The organism is Pseudoxanthomonas indica (genome assembly GCF_900167565.1).
GTDB classification, from domain to species: Bacteria; Pseudomonadota; Gammaproteobacteria; order Xanthomonadales; family Xanthomonadaceae; genus Pseudoxanthomonas_A; species Pseudoxanthomonas_A indica.
The window spans coordinates 1,897,895-1,921,727 of the sequence record NZ_FUZV01000001.1 but is presented as its reverse complement, the minus strand read 5'-3'; the positions used below and the strand labels follow the sequence as shown (position 1 = coordinate 1,921,727).

The 23,833-nt window shown below is 66.2% G+C and carries 22 protein-coding genes; 8 read left to right on the top strand and 14 right to left on the bottom strand.

The window, feature by feature from the left end; all coding sequences use genetic code 11:
* Nucleotides 1–27: 27 nt before the first annotated feature.
* Entirely contained in the window at nt 28–930 is a 903-nt protein-coding gene (locus B5X78_RS08895; RefSeq protein WP_079724046.1) for a recombination-associated protein RdgC, read from the bottom strand.
* Nucleotides 931–981: 51 nt separating this feature from the next.
* Nucleotides 982–1,896 carry a tRNA 2-thiocytidine(32) synthetase TtcA gene (gene ttcA, locus B5X78_RS08890; protein ID WP_079724045.1) on the bottom strand — a complete coding sequence of 305 codons (915 nt, stop codon included), beginning with the start codon at nt 1,894–1,896 and terminating at the stop codon, nt 982–984.
* A gap of 67 nt (nt 1,897–1,963) precedes the next feature.
* Between ttcA and B5X78_RS08885 the strand changes: the two genes are divergently transcribed.
* Complete coding sequence (locus B5X78_RS08885; RefSeq protein WP_079724044.1) at nt 1,964–2,170, top strand: YdcH family protein; 207 nt, start codon at nt 1,964–1,966, stop codon at nt 2,168–2,170.
* Nucleotides 2,171–2,367: 197 nt separating this feature from the next.
* The gene (locus B5X78_RS08880; RefSeq protein ID WP_079724043.1) at nt 2,368–3,069 is read left to right on the top strand and encodes an N-acyl amino acid synthase FeeM domain-containing protein; all 702 of its coding nucleotides are present in this window, start codon (nt 2,368–2,370) and stop codon (nt 3,067–3,069) included.
* Between the two features lie 201 nt (nt 3,070–3,270).
* On the opposite strand, the gene plsB is transcribed toward B5X78_RS08880, so the two are convergent.
* From plsB to B5X78_RS08860, 4 genes are all read right to left on the bottom strand, one after another.
* Nucleotides 3,271–5,973, bottom strand: coding sequence for a glycerol-3-phosphate 1-O-acyltransferase PlsB (gene plsB, locus B5X78_RS08875; RefSeq protein WP_139381473.1), 2,703 nt, complete (start codon nt 5,971–5,973; stop codon nt 3,271–3,273).
* A gap of 114 nt (nt 5,974–6,087) precedes the next feature.
* The gene (locus B5X78_RS08870; RefSeq protein ID WP_079724041.1) at nt 6,088–7,008 is read right to left on the bottom strand and encodes a hypothetical protein; all 921 of its coding nucleotides are present in this window, start codon (nt 7,006–7,008) and stop codon (nt 6,088–6,090) included.
* A 233-nt stretch (nt 7,009–7,241) separates the two neighbouring features.
* Nucleotides 7,242–7,964 carry an orotidine-5'-phosphate decarboxylase gene (pyrF, locus tag B5X78_RS08865; protein WP_079724040.1) on the bottom strand — a complete coding sequence of 241 codons (723 nt, stop codon included), beginning with the start codon at nt 7,962–7,964 and terminating at the stop codon, nt 7,242–7,244.
* Nucleotides 7,961–8,872 (bottom strand): 5'-nucleotidase, lipoprotein e(P4) family, encoded by a 912-nt coding sequence (locus B5X78_RS08860; protein ID WP_079724039.1) that lies wholly within the window; start codon nt 8,870–8,872, stop codon nt 7,961–7,963. The genes pyrF and B5X78_RS08860 overlap by 4 nt, the downstream gene beginning before the upstream one ends.
* A gap of 113 nt (nt 8,873–8,985) precedes the next feature.
* On the opposite strand from B5X78_RS08860, the gene B5X78_RS08855 reads away from it, so the two are divergent.
* Nucleotides 8,986–9,660, top strand: a complete 675-nt coding sequence (locus tag B5X78_RS08855) for a YceH family protein (RefSeq protein WP_079724038.1) — start codon at nt 8,986–8,988, stop codon at nt 9,658–9,660.
* Here the strand turns inward: B5X78_RS08855 and B5X78_RS08850 are convergent, their stop codons facing one another.
* Nucleotides 9,661–10,035 carry a hypothetical protein gene (locus tag B5X78_RS08850; protein WP_139381472.1) on the bottom strand — a complete coding sequence of 125 codons (375 nt, stop codon included), beginning with the start codon at nt 10,033–10,035 and terminating at the stop codon, nt 9,661–9,663. It lies immediately after the preceding gene.
* A 58-nt stretch (nt 10,036–10,093) separates the two neighbouring features.
* Complete coding sequence (locus tag B5X78_RS08845; RefSeq protein ID WP_079724036.1) at nt 10,094–12,070, bottom strand: UvrD-helicase domain-containing protein; 1,977 nt, start codon at nt 12,068–12,070, stop codon at nt 10,094–10,096.
* An 89-nt stretch (nt 12,071–12,159) separates the two neighbouring features.
* Here B5X78_RS08845 and B5X78_RS08840 point away from each other — a divergent pair, with 89 nt between their 5' ends.
* Entirely contained in the window at nt 12,160–12,780 is a 621-nt protein-coding gene (locus B5X78_RS08840) for a thymidine kinase (RefSeq protein ID WP_079724035.1), read from the top strand.
* A 63-nt stretch (nt 12,781–12,843) separates the two neighbouring features.
* Here B5X78_RS08840 and B5X78_RS18620 read toward each other — a convergent pair whose 3' ends face one another.
* The 4 genes from B5X78_RS18620 to B5X78_RS08820 form a co-directional block, all read right to left on the bottom strand.
* Nucleotides 12,844–15,657, bottom strand: coding sequence for a serine/threonine-protein kinase (locus B5X78_RS18620; RefSeq protein WP_079724034.1), 2,814 nt, complete (start codon nt 15,655–15,657; stop codon nt 12,844–12,846).
* 15 nt (nt 15,658–15,672) lie between these two features.
* A complete protein-coding gene (locus B5X78_RS08830; protein ID WP_079724033.1) occupies nt 15,673–16,239 on the bottom strand; it encodes an ECF-type sigma factor in 567 nt (188 codons plus the stop codon).
* Between the two features lie 87 nt (nt 16,240–16,326).
* Nucleotides 16,327–17,157: a bifunctional DNA-formamidopyrimidine glycosylase/DNA-(apurinic or apyrimidinic site) lyase gene (gene mutM / locus B5X78_RS08825; protein ID WP_079724032.1), complete on the bottom strand. Its 831-nt coding sequence runs from the start codon at nt 17,155–17,157 to the stop codon at nt 16,327–16,329.
* 51 nt (nt 17,158–17,208) lie between these two features.
* The gene (locus B5X78_RS08820) at nt 17,209–18,030 is read right to left on the bottom strand and encodes an ABC transporter ATP-binding protein (protein ID WP_079724031.1); all 822 of its coding nucleotides are present in this window, start codon (nt 18,028–18,030) and stop codon (nt 17,209–17,211) included.
* A gap of 203 nt (nt 18,031–18,233) precedes the next feature.
* On the opposite strand from B5X78_RS08820, the gene B5X78_RS08815 reads away from it, so the two are divergent.
* The 4 genes from B5X78_RS08815 (at nt 18,234) to B5X78_RS08800 (ending at nt 20,516) form a co-directional block, all read left to right on the top strand.
* Nucleotides 18,234–19,433 carry a DesA family fatty acid desaturase gene (locus B5X78_RS08815; protein WP_079724030.1) on the top strand — a complete coding sequence of 400 codons (1,200 nt, stop codon included), beginning with the start codon at nt 18,234–18,236 and terminating at the stop codon, nt 19,431–19,433.
* A 49-nt stretch (nt 19,434–19,482) separates the two neighbouring features.
* Entirely contained in the window at nt 19,483–19,815 is a 333-nt protein-coding gene (locus B5X78_RS08810) for an EF-hand domain-containing protein (RefSeq protein ID WP_079724029.1), read from the top strand.
* A gap of 156 nt (nt 19,816–19,971) precedes the next feature.
* The gene (locus B5X78_RS08805; protein WP_217698655.1) at nt 19,972–20,232 is read left to right on the top strand and encodes an antitoxin of toxin-antitoxin stability system; all 261 of its coding nucleotides are present in this window, start codon (nt 19,972–19,974) and stop codon (nt 20,230–20,232) included.
* Nucleotides 20,229–20,516 (top strand): type II toxin-antitoxin system RelE/ParE family toxin, encoded by a 288-nt coding sequence (locus B5X78_RS08800; protein ID WP_079724027.1) that lies wholly within the window; start codon nt 20,229–20,231, stop codon nt 20,514–20,516. The genes B5X78_RS08805 and B5X78_RS08800 overlap by 4 nt, the downstream gene beginning before the upstream one ends.
* A 101-nt stretch (nt 20,517–20,617) precedes the next feature.
* Here B5X78_RS08800 and B5X78_RS08795 read toward each other — a convergent pair whose 3' ends face one another.
* A complete protein-coding gene (locus B5X78_RS08795) occupies nt 20,618–22,279 on the bottom strand; it encodes an MFS transporter (RefSeq protein ID WP_079724026.1) in 1,662 nt (553 codons plus the stop codon).
* A gap of 10 nt (nt 22,280–22,289) precedes the next feature.
* Entirely contained in the window at nt 22,290–23,696 is a 1,407-nt protein-coding gene (locus B5X78_RS08790) for a DcaP family trimeric outer membrane transporter (RefSeq protein WP_079724025.1), read from the bottom strand.
* Nucleotides 23,697–23,833 lie beyond the last annotated feature (137 nt).

Here is a 23,833-nt window from a genome sequence, read left to right as displayed (position 1 = left end):
GATCCGAAACGCGCTTGAATACAGGCGTTATTCGGCCTTGCTGAGCTTGAGCGCGTTCTCCAGCACGATGAACAAGCGCTTCACCTCGCCGGCCATCAGCACGAAGCGCGTATCCAGCTCTGCGCGCCGGTCATCGCCTTCGCTGTTCTCGAGCTGATCCACCACCCCGTCCAGGAACTTCAGCTTGCGGATGATCAGGTCTTCACCCAGCACGAACGACACATGGTCATCCAGCGTCAGCGCCAGGCGGGTGACCTGCTTGCCGGCTTCCAGGTGCTTGGCGATTTCATCGCTCTGCAGGTCCTGGTTCTGGCACTTGACCACCGCGCCTCCGTCCATGGCGTCCTTCAGCTCGCACTCCTCGCCCAGGCTCAGGCCTTCAGGCAGCGGTTCGCCGGCGATCCAGCCGGTCATTACCGAACGTGGCGCCACTTCGGCATTCAGCGGCAGGGCCGGGAAGCTGCCCAGCGCGCGGCGGATCTCCGAGACCACGTTCTCCGCACTCTTGCGCGAGGAACTGTCCACCGCCACGAAGCCGTGCTCCAGATCCAGCAGCGCATCGGTGCGCGAAGGTTTGACGAAGGCGCGCGGCAACAGCTCCATCAACAGATCGTCCTTGAGTCGCTTGCGTGTGCGGCCGCTGGGCTTGCGCCCTTCCTTGGCCTCGATGTCCTCGAGCTTGCGCGCGAGCAGATCGTTGACCACCGCGCCGGGGAGGATCTTGTCCTCGCTGCCCACGCTGAGCCAGATGGCGTCGTTGACCCGGTGCGACAGGCCGTCTTCACCGCGACCGAAGGGGGAAATGAAACCGCGCGAAGACAATTCCAGAGGACCGACCGGCTTGAGCGCGGCCTCCGGGAGCAGTTCGTCCAGTTGCGAGAAATCGAGGGTGGGGGCAAAACGGAACAGCGTCAGGTTGCGAAAGAACATTGAATAGCCAGTAAGGAAAAGCGGGAATGGAGAAGTTGCCGGGACCGGCAACTAGACGGAATCGTGGTCATCGGGCAGGTCGCCCGACTGCCAGGCGCCTGCGTCGATGCGCGTTGCATCCTGGCGTGCGCCCAGTGAAAGGAAGTCGAACAGCCGCGCATCACCCAGCTTCTCGGGACGCACGTCGCTCAACGCACGCGCGATGGTCTCGACGCGGCCGGGCGACTCGCGCTCCCAGGCATCGAGCATCTTCTGCACCTGTCTGCGCTGCAGGTTTTCCTGGCTGCCGCACAGATCGCACGGAATGATCGGGAAATTCCGCGCCTGTGCATAGGCCTGGATGTCGCTTTCGCGCACATAGGCCAGCGGCCGTATCACCACATGCCTGCCATCGTCGGACAGCAGCTTGGGCGGCATGCCGGCGATTTTTGCGTGGTGGAACAGGTTGAGGAAGAAGGTGTTGACCAGATCGTCCCGGTGATGGCCCAGCGCGATCTTGGTGAAGCCCGCCTCCTGCGCATGCGCATACAGCGCGCCGCGGCGCAGGCGGGAGCACAGCGAGCACATCGTCTTGCCTTCCGGCACGACGCGGGTGACGACCGAATACGTGTCCTGCTCCAGGATCTGGTAGGGCACGCCGATCGCGCGCAGGTAGTCGGGCAGCACATGGGCCGGAAAGCCGGGCTGCTTCTGATCCAGGTTGACCGCCACCAGCTCGAAGCGCACGGGCGCCTTCTTCTGCAGCTGCATCAGCAGGTCCAGCAGGGTGTAGCTGTCCTTGCCGCCGGACAGGCAGACCATCACCTTGTCGCCTTCCTCGATCATCGCGTAGTCGGCAATCGCCTGGCCCACCTGGCGGCGCAGACGCCTGGCCAGCTTGTGCGGTTCCTGCCTGGCGGGATGCGGACCCGGCCTGTACGACAGGGGATCGGCAAGCACGCGTGGCAGGGACTGTGGGGTATTCATGCGAAGGGCCATTGTACCGACCCCGCTCGCGGTGACGGATTGTCATGGGCCGGTGTACGCTCGACCCGTGGACGCCATCAACCCTGCCGACATCGCCCTGCAACTGGTCGAACTGCGCCGCGAACATCGCGAGCTGGATGAGGCGATCGGATTGCTGGTCGCCAACATCGAGGCCGACGAAGTCGCGGTCAAGCGCATGAAGAAGCGCAAGCTGTGGCTGAAAGACTGCATATCCAGGCTGGAAAGCTCGCTGATTCCCGACGAGCCGGCCTGATGCCGCCGCGCTGGCCCGATCCCGGCCGAAGCTGACGCATCGCGTCACCCCCTGCACGGGCCGCTGCCGTTCGCCGGCCTGGCGGCGCCGCTCAGGCCCCACAGGCCTTGCCGGCCGGGCAGGACGGAGTTGGCCCGATGCTTGCGTGTTCAGGTGTAGCAGCGACCCATTCCGGGTCGTCTCGAGCCTGCCGCCGCATGAGCCCGGAGAACAAATTGCTGTCAGTCCTGTCTGGCCCGCGCGAGCCCGGACAGGCGCGCCTGCCCCTGCGGGTGCGCCGTATCGGGCCGGGTGAGGCGTTGGGCGATGTGCAGCGCCTGCGGCGCGAGGTGTATTTCCTCGAGCGCGGCAAGGCCGGTGGCCATGGCAAGCGCATTGCCGACGGACTCGATGGTTGCGGCAGCACCATGGTGGTGGAACTGGAGTCGCAGGCGCAGGCGGTGGCGACGATCCGCATGCACGACTTTGCTTCCTCGGCGGTGCAGGTGGAGTACGGCAGCCTGTTCCAGGTGGATCGATTTGCGCGGTCCTGGCCTCTGGAATGCGTGGCCGTGGGCACGCGCTTCGCCGTGCAGGCCGATCAGCGCGCCAAGCGCGTGGTGGATCAGCTGATGGCCGGCACTTATCGCTGGGCGCAGGGCAGCGGCGTGCGCTTCTGGCTGGTCGCCTGCGAGCCCTATCTGATTGACGCCTTCGAACATTACGGGTTTCGCGAGTATCTGCCGCCCGTGGTGTATCCGGGCGGTGTGGAGTTGCTGCGGATGGTGCTGGTGATCGATGACGCCGCCCAGCTGATTGAATGCGGCTCGCCGTTGCGCGACATGGTGATCGACGCCAGCGAAGGCGTCGCCGCGCGGGCGTGGTTGCAGCGTAGTTTCGAGGGAGTGTTGCAGGGGTAGTGGTGAGACGGTGGTGGTGGTAGCCCTGCACCGTGGGGACGGTGCAGGGTCTTTCAGGCTTCGCCTAAAAGACCCCCAAAGTTTTGCGCAGCAAAACATTGGGCCCCGCTGCGTCGCTGCCAATCCCCATTCGCAGCTTCGCCGCGAATCGCCCCTTACTAAGGGGCTGGTGATGCTCCATGCATTTTAGCGAAGAGCGGATCAGGCTTCCGGCGGCGGCGGGGCTTCGGGAACCGCGGCTTCGGGGCTGACTTTTTCGATGGTGTGGCGCAGTTCGCGGCCGAGGATCACCTTGGCGTCCTTGGCCCAGGCGTCCAGGCGCTCGTCGAAAACGAGCTTGCTGTTTTCGTCGGGCCAGACCAGGCGCAGTTCGCGCATCTTCTGGATGAAGCTGCGGAACAGGGTGCGGTCGAAGAACTCCGGCGCGGCCGGGGCGTAGAGCAGGCTCAGGCGTTGGGCGGCCTGTTGGCACAGGCTTTCCAGTTCGGCGGCGCCGAGTTTGCCGGGGCCGTTCTTCACCAGCACCGAGATGGCGATGTAGTAGCGCTCGAACGCCTGCTGCAACGAGTGGCCGATGGCGCGCAGGCGGAACACTTCATCGGTCTGGCCGGCATTGCGGGCCAGGATGCCGCCGTCGTCATCGTTGACGTGCTGCAGCAGGCCTTCGCGCACGAACAGATCGATGGTGCGCTCCATGCGCTCGACGAACTCTTCCTCGGTCCAGGGCAGGAACAGCTCTTCCTGCAGGAACGGATACAGGCCGCGACCCAAACGCAGTACGCCGGCCCGACTCATGCGCCGGTTGTTCTGGAAGCAGCAGGCGATCCAGGCCGAGGCGGTGAACAGGTGCAGCACGTTGTTGCGGTAGTAGCTCATCAACACCGCGGTGTCGTCGCCATCAAAGGCCACCACGTCGCCCAGCGCATGCTTGGTCCGGCGCAGCACGCCAATCTCTTCGCCGTGGGCGATGATCCGCTCCGGCGAATGCGGGGTGACAGTGACGCGATCCGAATACGGCAGTTCGGCCAGCACGGTCTTGGACAGTTCGATCTGCGCGACCAGATCCGCCTCGCCCATCGCATGCTTGGGCGTGGACAGCAGCGCCAGCGCCAGCAGGTTGATCGGGTTCACGTCGGCGGCGCGGTTGATGTTGACCTGGATGCGCTGGGCCAGGGTGTCGATGGTGTCCGACAGCCAGGCCGGCTTCTCGTCATCACCGACCGGCTTGCCGTCCCACTCAGGCGCATGCATGCCCAACACCTCGGCCAGCGGAATCGGCTCGCCGAAGTTCACCACCACCTGGCCGTAGTTGGTCTTGAGCACCTTGGGGATGCTCCACAGCAGTTGCCAGATCGACTCCTTTTCCTTCGGCCGGCCGCTCAGCTCGTCGAGGTAGCTGTTGCCTTCCATCAGCTTCTCGTAGCCGATGTAGACCGGCTGGAACAGCACCGGCTTGCGCGGCTGGCGCAGGAAGGCGCGCACGGTCATCGAGATCATGCCGCCCTTGGGCTGCAGCAACCGGCCGGTGCGCGAGCGCCCGCCTTCGATGAAGTATTCCAGCGAATAACCGCCGGAGACCAGCTGCGCCACGTATTCGGTGAACACCGCCGAGTACAGCGGGTTGCCACGGAAGCTGCGACGCATGAAGAACGCACCGCCCTTGCGCAGCAGGGTGCCCACCACCGGCAGGTTGAGGTTGATGCCGGCGGCGATATGCGGCGGCACGATGCCGCGTTCGTACAGCAGGTACGAGAGCAGCAGGTAATCCATGTGGCTGCGGTGGCAGGGCACGTAGACCACTTCGTGGCCCGGTGCGGCCTGCTTGACCTTGTCCAGGTGGTGGACCAGCACGCCGTCGTAGATCTGGTTCCAGACATGCGAGAGCAGGAAGCTGGCCGAGCGCACCACCGGGTTGGAATAGTCGGCGGCGATTTCCCAGGCGTAGGCGTGCGCCTTCTTCCAGGCGTCCTCGTTCTTGCTCTTGTCGCGACGCGCCTGTTCGGTGATCGCCTCGCGCACCGGCTCGGAAGCCAGCACCTGATCCACCAGCAGGCGGCGGGTCGACAGGTCCGGACCGATCACCGCCTCGCGGATGCGATGGAAGTGGGTGCGCAGCACGCGCGAGAGCTTGCGCACCGTGCGCTCGGGATCCAGCCCCTCGGCCACGGTATCGCGCAGCGAGACCGGCGCGGCGAAGCGCACGATGGTGCCGCGGCCATTGAGCAGGATCGCCAGCAGGCGACGGAAGCGGCCGACGATCGCCCAGTTTTCCGAGAACAGCACCGAGAACCAGCCGCTCTGCTTGTCCGGCGCGCGGCCGACGAAGATCGACACCGGCACCAGTTGCACATCCAGGTCCGGGTGCTCGCGGTGCGCGGCCAGCAGCTTGGCCAACGACCCGGAGTGGGTCTTGGCGCTGATCTGATCGGGAATGAGGGTGCTGGCATTGCGCCGCGACAAGGCCACATAAGCGCGCTTGCGGCCGAGCGGATCACCCGGCACCGGCAACGGCACCAGCGGTGAGGGCAGGCCGGCATCGCGACAGGCGCGGTCGAGGATCAAAGCGTTGGACAGACCGTAGTCTTCCAGCACGTAGCAGATGGGACGGTCGTCGACGACTTCGCGCGGCGAGGCCGGTTCCAGATTGAGCGACAGCCAGGGATCGGCCAGGCGACCGAGCAGGCGCGCCCATAGCGGACGTTTGTTGGGGTGGGCCGGCGCGCGCAGGGGCGCCGGCGGCACCATCGGTTGCCGCAGTTCTTCGGCGGGGCCCGGTGCGGCATCGCTGGCAGGCGTGGCCGGCTGGCCGTCGGCCACCGTGCCGGCCGGCTTCTTGTCCGGCGACGACGGCGGGGCGGGCGGCTCCGGGAAAGGCAGGGAATTCTGTTCAGGCATCGGGGGCATTATGGCCTAGAGGGCTGTGACGCTGAAAAGCGCGAGCGGGCGCGAGGCCACGGCAACGGTCGCGAGGCCGCAGATTGAACGCTGAAGCCTGCTCGTTGACCGCCGTTGCTCGGCTCAGTCGATTTCTTCCGGTGTGGGCGCGACCGGCGCCTGCTCGCTGGCCGGCGTCGCGGCCGCGCCGGCACGGGCGCGCGCTGCTTCGGCCAGGTAGTCGCTGAAGTACCAGCGGCCACCGCGCCGTTCCAGCTTCACCTGGCTGTCGATCTCGCGTTCGCCCAGCGGGTAGTGGATGCGCACGGTGGCATGGTCGCCTTGTTGCTGGACCAAACCCGTGCGCAATCCGGTCAGGCTCGCCTCCAGCGGCAGGCCGTAGCGGGCAAAGCCGGCCTTGGCGGCGGCAAAGAATGGCGACAGTTTGCGCAGGCTGCCCTCCATGCCGGCCTCGCGCAGCGCCTGCTCGCTGTCGATGCCGGCGGTGCGGGCGGCGGCGGCCAGGCTGCGAACGGTGTTGCGTGCCAGCGCCGGATCGCCGAGCGGTGCATCCTGTCCCCATTCGCTAAGGGCGTTGATCACCTGGGTGTAGTGCAGACGCTGTTCGGGCGTGTACTGACCTTCGTTCTTGACGTACTGCACGCCGAACAGGCCCAGCGATCGGGCCGCGTCGCGCAGATCGGCATCCTGGCGGGCGAACTGGCGCTCGAAGCTGCGCTGCAGGTTGGCCTCGGCATTGGGCGCGGACAACGCGGCCAGCATCGGCACCAGCCGATCTTCCAGCGGCAGTTCGGTCAGCGGCCAGCGGCTGCGGTCTTCGCGCCATGCTGTTTCCAGCGCGGCATAGTCCTCGGCCGGCACGGCGGCCCGGGCGAATCCCGCCAGGTCGTCGCGCTGCAGGTAGCCGATCAGATCGCGTACGGCGGCGGCCGGCTCACTGGTGGCACCGGCCAGTTCCTGCGGCTGCGGCTTGCAAGCGGCCAGCAGCGCGCACAGCAGGCACAGCAACAGGACCAGCGGCGAAGCGTGTCGTCGGAATGGCATGGTGGCAGCTGACTCCCCCAGTCGAACGGCATCTTGGCGGCAGTTCCGGTGACGGAGCAAGGGCGGCGCGAATAAAAAAAGAGCCGCGCTGGGTTCAGCGGCGGCTCCTGAAACCGGCCGAGGCCGGAGGACTAAGTGTTGTGGCACAGCTCCGGCCGAGACCGGATGCGGCAAGCCTACCGGGCGCGCATATTTAAAGCAATACCTGACAATACGCCAATCAAGCTATTGATTTATATCAGAGCCTGCGCGATTTCGGCCTGCATGGCCTCGGCCGCGGCGCGCGGATCGGCGGCCTGGCGGATGGGACGACCCACCACGATGGCCGTGGCGCCATGGGCAAAGGCCTCGGCCACGCCGACAGTACGCTTCTGGTCGTCCCCGACCGGCCCGCCCGGGCGGATGCCGGGGCAGACGATGTCAAAGCCCGCGCCCGTGGCCGCGCGAATGCCGGCCGCTTCCTGGCCCGAGGCAATCACGCCGTCGATGCCGGCTGCCTGGGCCGCAAGCGCACGTTGCACGACGATGTCGGCCGGTTCGCCGTTGATGCCCATGGAATGGAGATCCTTGCCGTCCATGGACGTCAGCACCGTCACCGCCAGCAGGCGCATGTCGCCTTCGCGCGCGGCGGCGGCCGCTTCCATCATGCCGGCGTGCCAGCCATGAATCGTGCAATAGCTCACCGGCCAGCGGGACAGGCCACGCACGACCCCGGCGATGGTGGCGGGGATGTCGAAGAACTTCAGGTCCACGAACACCCGCTTGTCGCGCCGGGCCAATTCGTCCAGCACGCGGAAGTACTCGCCGCTGGCGAGCAATTCCATGCCGATCTTGTAGAACTGCACCGCATCGCCGAGCCGATCGACCCAGGCCAGCGCTTCGTCACCGGTGGATTCGTCCAGCGCGACGATCAGGCGCTCGCGCGGCCCCAGCGCCAGCGGCGCGCGCGCGCTCATGGCGCCACGTCCAGTGCATCGCGCTTGGCCTGGTGGCGCGCGGCCTCGGATTGCTGCCAGTCGTTGTTGAACAGCGCCGGCTCCCAGGAACCATAGGTGGGGTTGGGCAGCATCCACCAGCGCTCGCCAAACCAGTCTTCGTATTCGTCATACAGCTGGTCGCGACCTTCGCGGGTGTTGACCTCCACCTGCACGAAGTCGCCGATCTGATCACCGAACTGCATCAGCACGCGGTACTTCTCGCCGGCCAGGCGGCGCCGGCAATTCTTCTCCGAGCCATTCTGCTCGCAGCCCGGCAGCACCGTACCCAGACCCAGGAACACGCTGTCGTCGGCCACCGGCATGCCCACGGCGCGCAGGTTGGCCAGGGTGGCTTCCTTCAGGTGCACGGCACGGTTGGAGATGTACAGCACGGTCACGCCTTTGGCCGCCGCGGCCTTCGCGAAATCGACCACGCCGGGAACGGCCTTGGCTTTTTTCTCGGCGACCCACTGGTCCCAGCTGATGTCGTCGTACTGCTTGCCGTCGCGGACCAGGCGCGCCTGGTAGGGCGAGTTGTCCAGCACGGTCTCATCCACGTCCATCACCACCGCCGGCTTCAGGCCGGTAGCCGCGTTGGCGCGCTCGGACGGCACCAGCGCGTCCCAGTGCTTTTCCTTCAGCGCGATATCCAGGTGATCGGCCGCGGCGCGATAACTTTGCTCGGCCAGTGCGCGGTATTCCACCGAGGTCTGCACCCAGGCCACGGCGTTGAGATTGTCGTGGCCGGTCGCTGCGGGGGCAGCAGCGGGCGTTGCGGCAGCGGCGGGCGCTGCAGGAGCAGCGGTCGCGGCTGGTTCGGTCCGCTTGCAGGCGGCCAGGGTGCAGAGGGAGGCCAACAGGCTGGCCGCAAGCAGGGAGGGGCGCATGGGGAGTCCGGTGTCGTAAGCGCGCCGATTTTAGCCGAGTCTGGTTTTTGCGGAGTCCAGCGGACGGCCATCGATCGGGCCGGCCACCGTCGGCGCGGCGCTATGCTGTACGCATGAAAGAGCACGATGAAACCAGCACCCCCGAATCCACGCCCCGATTGAGCGAAGCCGAAGCCCGCCTGCTCGGCTGCCTGATCGAGAAGGAAGCCACCACCCCCGATACGTATCCGCTGACGGTCAATGCGGCGCAGTCGGCGGCCAACCAGAAATCCGCGCGCGAGCCGGTGATGAACCTGGATCCCGGCGCCGTCAATCATGGCCTGCGCCAGCTCGAGCAGAAGGGTCTGGCCCGGCAGGTGTTCTCCTCGCGCGCCGAGCGCTACGAGCATCGCGCCGCCAGTCATTTCAACGTGCCCAGGCAGCAAGTGGTGCTGCTGGGCCTGCTGTTGCTGCGTGGCCCGCAGACCGTGCATGAGCTGCTGGCGCGCAGTGATCGCCTGCATCGCTTCGCCGATGCCGAGGACCTCCGCCACCAGCTGGAGCGCCTGGCGGCGCGCGATCTGCTGGTGCAGATTCCACGCGGCCCGGGCCAGCGCGAGGATCGCTACATGCACCTGCTCTGCGGGCCGGTGGACGTGGCCGCAATCAGCGCGCGCACGTCTGCCGCGACGGCGACGGACGGCGGCGTCGAAGCCACGGAACTGGCGGCACGGGTGCAGCAGCTGGAAAGCGACGTGGCCGAGCTGCGCGCGCAGCTGGCCGAACTGCGCGGCTCGCTGGGCGGCTGATCAGTCGGGGCGACGGCTGCTGCGCAGCAACAGCAGGCTGCCGATGGCCGTGCCCACGAACGACGCCGCCAGGCCGAGTATCAGGCCCACGGTCACCGCAATGCCAAACGCATCCGCCGCCGGTGCACCCAGCAGCCAGCGAATCGCCACGGCCAGCGGCACGCTCAAGGCAATCACCAGCCAGATCTTCAGGAAGCGGCCTGTTCCCAGCGCGCGCAGCAGCAACGCGACCACGGCCACCGCCGCCAAGCCCGGCCCGTACAGGGCCTGCGGCAGGGTGGCGACTTCAGCCGGCAACTGCCAGAACTTGAAACCCACGCCGATCACGGCGATGGCAAAACCGATGGGCAACCAAACGGGACTGGATCGGGTCATCGAGGCAGCATCCGGTGGACTGGCGCCAGCCTATCAGGACGCTGCCGCTTGAACAGCGTCAGTCGAACATCGCCTGGATCGCGGCCAGGCCGGCGCTGGCCCGCTCCTTCTTGCGCTCGGCATCGGCCACCGGATCGGCGCCGTCGCGTTGCAACTCGCTGGCCGGCAACTCATCGAGAAAACGGCTCGGCATCAGCCGCACCTTTTCGCGGAAGCGCCGCGTCTCGCGGCTGTAGCTCAACCACAGCGCCTGCTTGGCGCGGGTGATGCCGACGTACATCAGCCGGCGTTCTTCGGCCAGGTTGCCTTCCTCCACGCTGATCTCGTGCGGCAGGGTGCCGTCTTCGCAACCGACGATGAAGACATAGCGGAACTCCAGCCCCTTGGCCGCGTGCAGGCTCATCAGCCGCACCTGGTTGCCGCCGTCATCCTTGTCGTTGCGCGACAGCAGCGCCAGCTGCGCGGCCAGATCGCCGACATTGCCACCACGCGGGCCACCATCGAACCAGTCCGCCAGTTCGTCCAGGTTGGCCTTGCGTCGCTGGAAGCCGGCTTCGTCCTTGCACTGTGAGCGGAGATCGGCCAACAGGCCCGAACGCTCGTTCAAGCGCAACAACAGATCCTTGGCCGACAGCAGCTTGGTCTGATCGCGAAGATCGCGGACGACATCGGTAAACGCACTGAGTCCGTTGGCGGCGCGTGCCGGCAAGGCCTTGAGCACGCCCATCGATTCGGCCGCGCGCGACATCGGCACGCCCATGTGCTGCGCCATCTCGGCCAGCTTGGCCAGCGAGGTGGCGCCCACTTCGCGCTTGGGCGACTGCACCGCGCGCAGGAACGCGGTGTCGTCGTCCGGGTTGGCGACCAGTCGCAGCCACGACAGGGCGTCCTTCACTTCCTGGCGTTCCAGGAAGGCGGTGCCGCCGGTCAGATGATAAGGCACGCGCAACAGCTGCAGCGCCTTTTCCAGCGCGCGCGACTGGTGATTGCCACGGAACAGGATGCAGAAATCGCTCCACGGCGCCTGCTTGCCGGTATGCAGGAAGGAGATCTCGGCGGCGACTTTCTCCGCCTCATGCTCGTTGTCGCGGCATTCCCAGATGCGGATGCGATCGCCGTCGGGCTGATCGCTCCAGAGTTTCTTGAGATGTTCGTGCGGGTTGTTGGCGATCAGCGCATTGGCCGCACGCAGCACGCGATTGCTGCAGCGGTAGTTCTGCTCCAGCTTGATGATTTCCAGCTTGGGATAGTCCTGCGCCATCTGCAGCAGGTTGTCCGGGTTGGCGCCACGCCAGGCATAGATGCTTTGATCGTCGTCGCCCACGCAGGTGAAATCGCCACGCGGCCCGGCCAGCACCTTGAGCAGGCGGTACTGGGCGTCGTTGGTGTCCTGGCACTCGTCCACCAGCAGGTAGCCGATGCGCTCGCGCCAGGCCAGCGCGATCTCGTGATTGCCTTCCAGGATTTGCACCGGCAGGCGGATCAGGTCGTCGAAATCCACCGCGTTGAACGTGGTCAAGCGTGCCTGGTAACGCGCGTACAGCGCGGCGGCTTCCTGCTCGCGCGTGCTGCGCGCCGCGGCCATGGCTTCTTCCGGTGACAGGCCGGCATTCTTGGCGCGCGAGATCAGGCTCTTGGCCGCCTCGACCGCGTCGGGCTTCACACCCGGCAGCAGATCCTTGATCTGCGCGGCGGCATCGTCGGCGTCGAAGATCGAAAAGCCGCGCTTCAAGCCCACGGCCGCATGTTCGATCTGCAGGAACTTCAAGCCCAGCGCATGGAAGGTGCAGATGGTCAGGCCTTCGGCCGCATCACCCTTCAAGCGCTTGGCCAGGCGCTCGCGCATTTCCTTGGCCGACTTGTTGGTGAAGGTGATCGCGGCGATGCGCTTGGCCGGCATCCGGCCCGACGCGATCAGGTGCGCGATCTTCTCCACGATGACGCGCGTCTTGCCGCTGCCGGCGCCCGCCAGCACCAGCAGGGGGCCTTGGGTATGCAGGCAGGCGGCGCGTTGGGGTGGGTTGAGGAAATCCATGCGGGACGGCGCGTTCGGGCCGGATATTCTACCTGCTGGCGAGTGCCGCCAAGCGGTGGAAAAGCCCCCTGGCACAGTAAAATGGGCGCATGGCCAAGCTTTATTTCTACTATTCGGCGATGAACGCCGGAAAGACCACCACCTTGTTGCAATCGGCGCACAACTACCGCGAGCGCGGCATGCGCGTGCTGATCCTGACCCCGCGCCTGGACCACCGTGCCGGCAGTGGCGTGGTGGCTTCGCGCATCGGCCTGAAGGCCGAGGGCACCGCCTTCGCGCAGGACGCGGATCTGGATAGGCTGGTGCGCCAGGACATCGAGCAGCTTGGCAAGCTGGACTGCGTGCTGGTGGACGAAGCCCAGTTCCTCAGCCGCGCGCAGGTGTGGCAATTGAGCGAAGTGGTGGATGAGCTGCGCATCCCGGTGCTGTGCTACGGCCTGCGCACGGATTTCCGCGGCGAACTGTTCGAAGGCAGCCAGTATCTGCTGGCCTGGGCCGACGAGATGTCCGAGATCAAGACGATCTGCCACACCGGCAAGAAGGCCACCATGACCGTGCGCGTGGACGATGAAGGGCGCGCCGTGCAGGACGGTCCGCAGGTGGAGATTGGCGGCAACGAGCGCTATGTGTCGGTCAGTCGCGCCGAGTTCAAGAAGATTGCGCGCGGCGAAGGCCGCATCGAACCGATGCAGGCGCCGCTGCCGCTGTAACGTCGCCCGAAAATCCGGCGAAGGTCCGGCATCCACGGCCGCGAAGCGCACGGCCGTTGGCTACTAGATACACGCTGCGCGGATTCGACCGACCTCGCGCGGAATCACGCCGCCGTCGGGTTGCAGGCGGCGCAGTTCGGCCACCAGGTTGTCCAGCTCGCGCTGGCCGCGATCGCGCTGGTTGTTCTGGCAACGCAACTGCGCGGCGTAGGCGCGCGCGTTCCAGCGCAGCTTGGGTATCTCGCTGCCTTCGCCATTGCGCACGGCCAACGCATCCAGTCGTTGCAGCGCCTGCGCCACATTGCCCTCGCGCCCCAGTTGGCGGGCCAGCGACAACTGCGCGAACAGGGCGCGCGGATGGTCGGCGCCATAGCCGATGCGGGTGAGGATCTCGGCGCGTTGCAGGTAGGTGTCGGCTTCCTGCTGGTGGCCGCGCGCCGCCAGCACTTCGCCAATCAGCCGGTCGGTATCGCCGACCAGCGCATGGCTGGCGCCGAACAACTCCACCCGCAGGCGGCGCGCTTCCAGCAGCGCAGCCAGCGCCTGATCATCGCGGCCGGCGTCATGCAGCACCATGCCATAGTTGTACAGGCCACCGGGCAGTTGCTGGCGGTTGTCGGGGTAGCGCCAGATCGAGACTGCATGGCTGATATCGGTGATGGCGGTCTCGCCGTCGCCCAATTCCCAGGCAATCACGCCCATCGAATTCCAGCTCGAGCCCGTTTCGCGATGATAAGGACCCAGCGCCGCCATGGTCATGCCGTGCAACTGCTTCATCTGCGCGGCCGCTTCGCGGAAGTGGCCCAGGTCCACCTGCACCGCCGCCATCTGTCGGCGGACCGCCAGGGTGGCCGGATGGTTGTTGCCGTGGATTTCGCTGGCCAGTTCCAGCGCCCGTTCGTAGTGCAGCAAGGCCGTCTGCGAATCGCCGCGCGTGCGATACAGGCTGGCCATGCTGCGCTCGATATCGATGGTGAGCGGATGCCGCTCACCGCCATACTGATGCAGGTGCACCAGCGCCGCGTTGAGTCCACGGATGGCGCCATCGGCATTGCCCATGTCGCTTTCCAGCCCGGCCTGATCCACCAGCGACTCGGCCACACCCATCTGATCGCGCACACCGCGGCGAATCAACTGCGAGCGCTGGAACATCTGCCGCGCCGTCTGCCGATCCGCCACGGCGCGCCGGCAACGACCATCCTGCGAAAGGAAATCCGCCGACTGCAGCGGCAGCTGCAATTGCAGTCGACCAATCTGCGATTCCAGCGGCAGCATGGCGTCGATGCAGTCGCGCGGTCGCCCCATCAGCGCCAGCACGCGGCCACGCTGGGTCGTGCCTTCCAGGCGCAGGCCGTCGGGCGGTGAGGAACCCACGCTGGCCAGCAACTGGTCCTGGCGTTCCAGCAACTTGAGCGCTTCGCGGTAGTCGCCCAGGCCGATGCGCAGGCGCGCAATCACGCCCAGCAACTCGGCATGCGCCAACGGCTGCCGCGCGAGTTCGCGCTCGCCGCGCCGCTCACCGGCCACCAGCAGTTCGCGCGCGTCGAACGCATTGCCCTGCTGCGCGCCACCGGCGTTGTCGAACAAGCCGATGACGAAGTTCTGCATGGCCTGTGCGCGCGCGGCTTCGCGCACCGCTTGCTGGCTCTGCCACAGGCTGGCGCCCAGGGCGGCAATCAGGATCGCGGTGGTGGCGATGCCGGCGGTCAGCGCCCAGCGATGCCGCGAGATGTACTTGCGCGCGCGGTAGCCCAGGCTCTGTGGGCGCGCGTGCACCGGCCGGCCTTCCAGGTGGCGGCGCAGATCCAGCGCCAGCGCTTCGACCGAGGGATAGCGCTGCTCCGGCGCCTTGGCCAGCGCCTTGAGCACGATGTTGTCCAGATCACCGGCCAACCGCCGCCCGTTGCGGCGCGCGTTGGGGCAATCCGTACGTCCGCCCCCGGTGGTGCGTTGCGCGGCGACCGAAGGCTTGAGCGGATCCACCGCCAGGATCGCTTCTTCCCACTCGGCGTCGCTTTGCCGGCGCAGGCGGTAGGGCTTGGTGCCGGCCAGTAGTTCGTAGATCACCACGCCCAGCGAGTAGACGTCGGTCATGGTGGTGACCGGCTCGCCGCGGATCTGTTCGGGCGCGGCGTAGTGCAGGGTGAAGGCGCGCACTTCCGTGCGGGGATGCACCGGCACCGGTTCGGCCTCGTCCAGCAGCTTGGCGATGCCGAAGTCGAGCAGGCGTGCTTCGCGGTTGGCCGAGACCAGGATGTTGGATGGCTTGAGATCGCGATGGACGATCAGGTTGGCATGGGCATGACTGACCGCCTCGCAGACCTGCAGGAACAAAGCCAGCGTCTCGTCCACGCTGAGTTTGTTGGCCCAGCAGTAGTCGGTGATGGGCGTGCCTTCCACATACTCCAGCGCCAGGTAGGGTTGACCACCTTCCTGGCCCACGCCGGCATCGAGCAGGCGGGCGATGTTGGGATGCTCCAGCCGCGCCAGGATTTCGCGCTCGCGGGTGAAGCGCAGGCGCAGGTTGGGATCGGCCAGGCCCGGGCGCAGCAGCTTGAGCGCCACGCGTCGCTGGTACAGGCCGTCGGCGCGGATGGCCAGCCAGACCATGCCCATGCCGCCTTCGCCCAGCAGTTCCTCCAGGCGATACGGTCCAATCAGGGTGCCGGGCTGCAGACCCAGCGCCGGCTTCTCCAGCAACGGCGCCTGCATGAAGCCGCTGTCTTCTTCTTCCAACGCCAGCAGCTGCTCCAACTCGGCCGCCAGCTCGGGGTCCTGCGCGCGCAGGCTCTCCAGGCGATGTTCGCGCGCCGGCTCATCCAGTTCCAGCAGGACGTCGAGCAGCGGCGAGAGCCGCTTCCAGCGTTCAGCGTCCATGGCTGCGGGGCGGCGTCAGCTGTCCTGCATCGTCGACAGCAGGAACAGGCGCGCCTTCTGCCAGTCACGGCGGATGCTGCGCTCGGATCGCTGCAGCAGTTCGGCGATTTCCAGTTCCGACAGGCCGGCGAAATATCTCAACTCCACCACCTTGGCCAGGCGCTCGTCGGCGTCGGCCAGTTGATCGAGGGCGGAGTTCAGCGCCAGCAGATCCTCGTCGAGCTTGAGGTTGCCCTCCACTTCTTCGGGAATGTCGGCCACGCGCTTCAGATCGCCGCCGCGCTTGCGGGCCAGGCGGCTGCGCGCGTAATCCACCACCACGCTGCGCATCGACGAGGCGGCGTAGGCGAAGAAATGCGCGCGGTCTTCGAATTTGGCGGTGCCGGTGGAGCCAATCAGCTTCAGATACGACTCGTGCACCAGCGCGGTGGCGTCCAGCGTATAGCCGTGCTGGCCGGACAGTTGCCGGCGCGCCATGGTGTGCAGTTCCTGGTAGAGCGTGGCCAGGACCCGGTCCAGCGCAGCGCGATCGCCGTTGCGGGCCGAATCCAGCCAAATGGTGATATCGGAATTATCGGCCATGCGGTTTCCCCACCAATCAAGGCGCGAATATAGCCGCAATTGTGAGTCATCACATTAGACAGGGCCGCTGATCGCCATCCGAGGGGCCTACTTCTGGCAGTGGCCGCACCAGACCGTGGCACGCTGGCCGATGTTGGCCTGCTTCATCGGCCGGCCGCAGCGCGGGCAGGGCTCACCGCCACGGCCATAGGCAGACAGTTCCTGCTCGAAATAGCCTGGCGCGCCATCCGGACTGATGAAATCGCGCAGGGTGGTGCCACCACGGGCAATGGCATGGCCCAGGATGTCCTTCACCGCGTCGGCCAGCGCAAGGTAGCGCTCACGCGACACCCGCCCCGCCGCACGCAGCGGCGAAATGCCGGCGCGATAGAGGCTCTCGGCGGCATAGATGTTGCCCACGCCGACCACGACGGCCTGGTCCATCAGGAAAGTCTTGACCGGCGCCTTGCGGCCACGGCTGAGTTCGAACAGATAGTCGCCGTCGAAGTCGTCAGACAGCGGCTCCGGACCCAGTCCCTGCAGCAGTTCGTGGGTCTGCCCGGCCGGCTGCCAGAGCAGGCTGCCGAAGCGCCGGGGATCATTGAACCGCAGCACCTGGCCCGCGCCGCGACCCTTCGCGGCCAAGGCGATGTCGACATGATCATGGGCGCGCACCGCCGTATCGGCGGGCAACACACGCAGGCTGCCCGACATGCCCAGGTGCAGCAGCGCGCTGTCGCCGGATTCCACATCCATCAACAGGTATTTGGCACGCCGGCGCACGCCGGTGATGCGCTGGCCGGGCAGATCGCGGGCGACTTCCGCAGGAATCGGCCAGCGCAGATCCGGTCGGCGCAGGGTCACCGCCTGGATCAGGCGGCCCTGCAGGTGCGGGGCCAGGCCGCGGCGGGTGGTTTCGACTTCGGGCAGCTCAGGCATGGCCTCTCACTTGGCGGCGACCGGGGTGGACATCAAGTCCGGCGCCGCCGCTCACTCATGGTCCAGCACGAAGCGCTCGCCTTCGCGGCGCACCTGCAGCGGTCCGCCAAAGGCAGCGGACAACTGCGCCGAAGTCAGCACGGAAGCGGGCGGCCCGTCGGCGACCACCTTGCCTTCGCTGAGCAGGATCACCCGTTCAAACTCCGGCACGATTTCCTCCAGGTGATGGGTGACCAGAACCAGGGTGATGCCGCGCTGCGCCAGGCTGCGCAGGAGCGCCAGGAAATGCCGCTGTGCAATCAGATCCAGCCCGGCGGTGGGTTCGTCCAGCAGCAGCGCTTCCGGCGCATGCACCAGCGCCCGTGCAATCAGCACGCGCCGCATTTCGCCGGTGGACAGCTCGGCCACTTGGCGATCCGCCAGCGCGGTGGCATTGACGTCGGCCAGCGCCCGTCGCGCCTGCGCACGCATCTGCGCGTCGACCTCGCGATGCGGCGGGATGACGAAGCTGGAGAAGAAGCCGGTGATCACCGCCTCCTCCACCCGCAACTGCGGCATCTCCTGCAGGTCGCGGGTCAGGTCGCTGGTGACCACGCCCAGCCGCGTGCGCAGCTCGGCCACGTTCCAGCGCCGCAGTCCGAACACCTTGACCGGCGCATCGCCCTCGCGCGCCAGCGGATACAGCTCGCGGTTGATGAGTTTGATGAAGGTCGACTTGCCGCAGCCGTTGGGGCCCAGGATGACCGTGTGCTGGCCCAGCGGAATGCTCAGGCTGAGCTCGCGCAGCACGCGCGCGGCACCGCGCACGACGGTGGCGCGATCCAGTTCGAACAAGGGCGGGGCGGAAGGCGATGCGGTGGGAGCGAGCGACATCAAGAGACACTATGCGGCGGAAGGGGATCACCGCCGCCCGGTCGGGTGCGGCAGCGCGATGGCAGATAGTGGACCGCGCCCTCGACCTCGGCAAGGCTCGGCCTTCACGCACCATTCGTCGGCAGTGGATGAAATCCACGGCGCGAGAACGCATCATGCAAGTCCGTCCGCAGTGACGCGGATGGCTTCCCCCGGAGCCCGCCATGTCTGAGCCCCTCCTGCAGTTCCTGATCGGCGGCCTGTTTGGCCTGGGCGTCTGGGATCTGCTGCTGCTGTTGCTGGTGTTCACCCAGCTGACGATCTTCTCGGTGACCTTGTACCTGCATCGCAGCCAGGCCCATCGCGGCGTCGACTTCCATCCGCTGCTCAGTCATTTCTTCCGCTTCTGGACCTGGCTGACCACCTCGATGATCACCCGCGAATGGGTGGCCATCCATCGCAAGCATCACGCCAAGGTGGAAACCGAGGACGATCCGCACAGCCCGCGCACCAAGGGCATCGGCAATGTGTTCTGGCGCGGCGTGGAGCTGTATCGCGAAGCACGCTGGCAGCGCGCCGACATCGAGCAGTACGGCAAGGGTGCGCCGGACGACTGGATCGAACGCCATCTGTACACGCGCTACGCCACGCTCGGCCCGACCCTGCTGTTGTTCGTGCATGCCACGCTGTTCGGTCTGCCCGGCATCGCGATCTGGGCGATCCAGATGGCCTGGATTCCGTTCTGGGCGGCGGGCGTGGTCAACGGACTGGGCCATTGGTGGGGTTACCGCAATTTCGAATCCGCCGACACCTCCACCAATCTCACCCCTTGGGCGCTGTGGATCGGCGGCGAAGAGCTGCACAACAACCACCATGCCTTCCCCAGCTCGGCGCGCTTCTCGATGCGGCGCTGGGAACTGGACATCGGATGGATGGCCATCAAGGTGCTGGAAAAGCTGCGCCTGGCCACGGTGTTGCGGGTGGCGCCCAGTCTGGATATCCGACCGAACATCGCGGTACCGGACGCGGACACGCTCAAGGCGCTGCTCTCGCATCGGTTCCAGGCCATGACCGATTACCAGCGCAATGTGCTCAAGCCGGCGCTGCGCGACGAGGCCACCCAGGCCGGCGCCAAGTTGCGCGCCCTGCTGCCGCGCAAATTGCGTCGCGGGCTGGTGGATGACGGCCGCTGGCTCAAGCCGGATGCGCGCGAGCAATTGCGCCAGTGGGTTTCGCAGCGGCCGCGCATCGGCACGTTGGTGGAATACCGTGCCCGCCTGGCCGCGGTGCTGGAGGCGCGCAGTCATGACGCCTCCGAGCGCCTGAAAGCCTTGCAGGCCTGGTGTGCCGAAGCCGAAGCCAGTGGCAATCGCGCGCTGCAGGAATATTCGCAACGGCTGAAGGGCTACGCGCTCGCGCCGTGAGCGCAGGCTCAGCGGCGGCGCTGTCGGGGACTGCCTCTAGAATGGCGGCATGATCCGCGCCGCCCTGATTCTGCTCCTGCTCGCCTTGCCCGGCCTCGCCCGGGCGCAGGTCGATGCCACCTCCGACTACCTCAAACGCATGGACGTGGACGGCGATGGCCGGGTCAGCCAGATCGAATTCCTCGACTGGATGAGCTACGCCTTCGACGCGCGTGATGCCGATCGCGACGGCGTGCTGTCGGCGCAGGAACAGCCCGGCGGAAAGGGCGCGCCGCTGACCCGCGTGCAGCATCGCGAGCGCCTGGCGGCGACCTTCCGCAAGCAGGATCGCAACGGTGATGGTTATCTGGATGCGCGCGAGCTGGCTTCGCCGCCGCAATAGCACCCGAGCCTGCTGGACAGCGCCGAGGCCAGCCATCAGCAGCCTGCCTGTAGCGGCACACCCCCTATGAGGGGACAAAGCAGGTACTGACGTTTTGTATACTGCTTCAGTACCTTTTTCCGGGCCACCCTCATGGCGAAAGAAGCGGTCTTCACGATGAAACTGGAATCCGAACTGCGCGACGAGTTCATGGCCGCGGCCGAGGCCGCGCACCGGCCGGCATCGCAGGTGATGCGTGAGTTGATGCGTGGTTTCATCGAGCAACAACAACAGGCGCGTGAGTACGACGAGTTTGTGCGCAAGGCAGTGGAGGCTGGTCGAGCGTCAATGCGCGCGGGAAAAGGCATTCCCAACGAGGAAATTGAAGCCGAGTTCGCTGCGTTGCGCGCCCAGGTCGAGGCCAAAGGTCGTCTCTGAAAGTCATCTGGACACCAGAAGCCAGGTTGCAGCGCATCACAATCTGGCACCACATCGCGGCAGATTCGCCTTGGGCTGCGCTGAGATTGGATGCGCGCTTCAAGGAGGCGGCAGCAACACTGGCCGCCCATCCTCAGATAGGTAAGCCCGGCCAAGTCCGCGGCACACGAGAGTTCCTGCCGCACTCCTCGTATCGATTGGTTTACGAACTCACACAAGACACCGTGCGAGTCCTCACCTTGCTGCACACATCCCGGATCTGGCCGCCGATCGATACGCGCTAGCGCGCAACCAGATCGCGCATTTGCCTTTGCAAGAACAAAAGAACGCCGGCGCAAGGCCGGCGTCCAGTGGCCGGAAACTCCGGCCGGGGGGAGGGTCAGGCTTAGGCGGTGATGTCCACATCCTTGGTTTCGCGCAGGAACAGCGTGCCCACGATCAGCGTCAACACCGCCACGCCAATCGGATACCACAGGCCGTAGTACATGTTGCCGGTGCCGGCGACCAGGGCGAACGAGATGGCCGGCAGGAAGCCGCCGAACCAGCCGTTGCCGATGTGGTACGGCAGCGACATCGAGGTGTAGCGGATGCGGGTGGGGAACAGCTCCACCAGGTAGGCGGCGATCGGGCCGTAGACCATGGTCACGTAGATCACAAGCACCCAGAGCAGGAACAGGGTCATCGGGATGTTGATGCGATCCGGATCAGCCTTCTCCGGATAGCCGGCGCTGGTCAGTGCACCCTTCAGCGCCTTGGTCAGATCGGCGCCCTTGGCCTTGGCGTCATCCTTGGACAACCCGGCGGCTTCGTAGGATTCGACCTTGTTGCCGCCCACTTCGACATGCGCCAGCGAACCGGCCGGCGCGGCCTGCACCGTGTAAGGCACGCCCGCCTTGGTCAGCGCCGAGGTGGCCACATCGCAGGAGCTGGTGAACTTGCGCACGTTGGCCGGATCGAACTGGAAGCTGCAGGTCGCGGGATCGGCGACCACCACGGCCGGCGAATTGGTGCGAGCTTCTTCGATGCCGGGATTGGCGTAGTGGGTCAGGCCCTTGAAGATCGGGAAATAGGTCAACGCGGCCAGCAGACAACCGGCCAGGATGATCTTCTTGCGACCGATGCGATCGGACAGCCAGCCAAAGAAGATGAAGAACGGCGTGGCCAATGCCAGGGCGCCGGCAATCAGCAAGTTGGCGGTGGTGGCGTCGACCTTGAGCGCCTGGGTCATGAAGAACAGCGAGTAGAACTGCCCGCCGTACCAGACCACGGCCTGGCCGGCGGTGGCGCCCAACAACACCAGCAACATCAACTTGAGGTTGCCGCCCTTCAGGCTGTCGCGGAACGGCTGCTTGGAGCCTTTGCCTTCCGCCTTCATTTGCTGGAACAGCGGCGACTCGCTCAGTTGCAAGCGAATCCACACCGACACGCCCAGCAGCACGATCGACACCAGGAACGGAATACGCCAGCCCCAGGCTTCGAACGCCTCGGTTCCCAGCGACAGGCGGCAACCCAGGATCACCAGCAGCGACAGGAACAGGCCAAGCGTGGCGGTGGTCTGGATGAAGCTGGTGTACAGGCCGCGCTTGCCATGCGGTGCATGCTCGGCCACATAGGTGGCCGCACCGCCGTACTCGCCGCCCAGTGCCAGGCCCTGCAACAGGCGCAGGACAATCAGGATGATCGGCGCGGCCACGCCGATGGAGGCGTAGTTGGGCAGGATGCCGACGATGAAGGTCGACAGGCCCATCAGCACGATGGTCACCAGGAAGGTGTACTTGCGACCGATGCGATCGCCCAGGCTGCCGAAGAAGGCGGCACCGAACGGACGCACCGCAAAGCCGGCGGCGAAGGCCAACAGGGCGAAGATGAAACCGGTGGTTTCATTGACGCCGCTGAAGAACTGCTTGGCGATGATCGCCGCCAATGACCCGTACAGATAGAAGTCGTACCACTCGAACACCGTACCCAGGCTCGAGGCGAAGATGACCTTCTTGTGGCCGCGGCCGAGTTCCCCGGCGGCGGTGTGTGGCGTGGTAGTCGAATTCATCCTGTTCCCCTCAGAACGTGTATTTGACGGTGGTTTGGAGTCGCTTGATGTCGCCTTCGCGGTCATCCTCGAGCGAACGTTGTCCCCAGCCCAGTTCCGCACCGATATCCAGCTTCGGGAACGGTGAATAGATCAGGTTGAGGTGGTAGGACTGCGAGCGCTCGGTCACGCCCCAGCCAATCAGCGACGGGTCGTTGTCGAAGTGCGCGGCCGAGTACATCACATTGCTGCGCAGCTTGGGACTGAAGACGTGCCGCCACGCCACGAAACCGCCGTAGCCGTCGAGCGCCTCGATATCGCCATTGGCCTCCTGCATCACGTCGCTGCCCAGGCCAAAGGCCATGTAGCGGCCGATGCCGCTGCCGTAATTGGCCATGTAGCGCAGGTCGTCGTTCGTGCCCAGGTTGAACTTGCCCGACACGCTGACCGCGCCGCCACTGGCGGTTTCGTCCAGCGACTTGAACTGCCGCAGCAGCGCCGCGACCGAGAAGTGGCCCCAATCGCCCTTCATGTTGTAGCGCGCGGTCAGGTCCGGCATGACGTTGTCGCCGGTGCTGGCGCGCAGCCCTGCCGCAGTTTCAAAGGGCGCATAGGATTGCAGTGTGGTTTGCGGATTCTCCGCGGAGAACGACCACGGTCCCGACGTGTAGCGCACCTGCGCCTGGCGCACGAAGGTGGTGCCGTCGGTGACGCCGACGAAGTCCACCGCATCCGGCAAGGCCGCCGTGTCCTGGAAGTTGGACCAGGTCTGGCCGGCCAGCCAGTTGTTCCAGCTCACATAAGCCTGGCGCAACGTGACTGCATAGGTGTTGGTGGCGATTTCATTGCCGGCCAGCGCGTTGCTGCCGCCGCCGAAGAAATCCATCTCCACGTAGGCCTTGAACTTGTTGCCGTCGTCGGTGACGTTGTCGGCGCTCAGCCAGAAGCGCGAGAACTGTGCATGGAAATCGGTGTACGGGTCGCCGCCATCGGCGGTCTGTCCGCCGACGGGAATGGTGCTGGGCACGTAGAACAGCCGGCCGGAGGAACCATCGGTGATGCGGCCGTCGCTGGTGTCGGTGACCATCGCATCGAGCTTGATGAAGCCGCCATACGAGAACACCGAGCCATTGTTCGAGGCTGGGGTGATGGTGGTGGACTGGATGGGTTGCTTGCCCGCCGGCACGGCGGGGGTGGCCGGGGTGGCCGCCTGCGCGGTCTTGACCTCGGTGATCTGGGTTTGCGCCTGCGTGATCTGGCCCTGCTGGGTCTGCTGCGCCGACAGCAGCAACTGCACCTGCCGCTCCAGTTCGGCCACGCGGGCCTCCAGCGCTTTTTCCTTCGCCGTCTGCGCCCAGGCCATGCCAGGCGCCACCAGCGCCACGAGCAGTGCCACGGCCAGCGGCCGCCGCGCCCTCGTTGCGAAACTCGTGCTCATAACTCCCTCCCGATGGACCATGCCCGAGCGGCACGTCGGCGGCCAGACTTGCCGCGATGCGTTGGTCGCGCCTATTCGCCATTAGTCGAACCCCGCCGCGCGCGCCGTGCCGAGGCCACCGCAGCCCTTTAAAACAG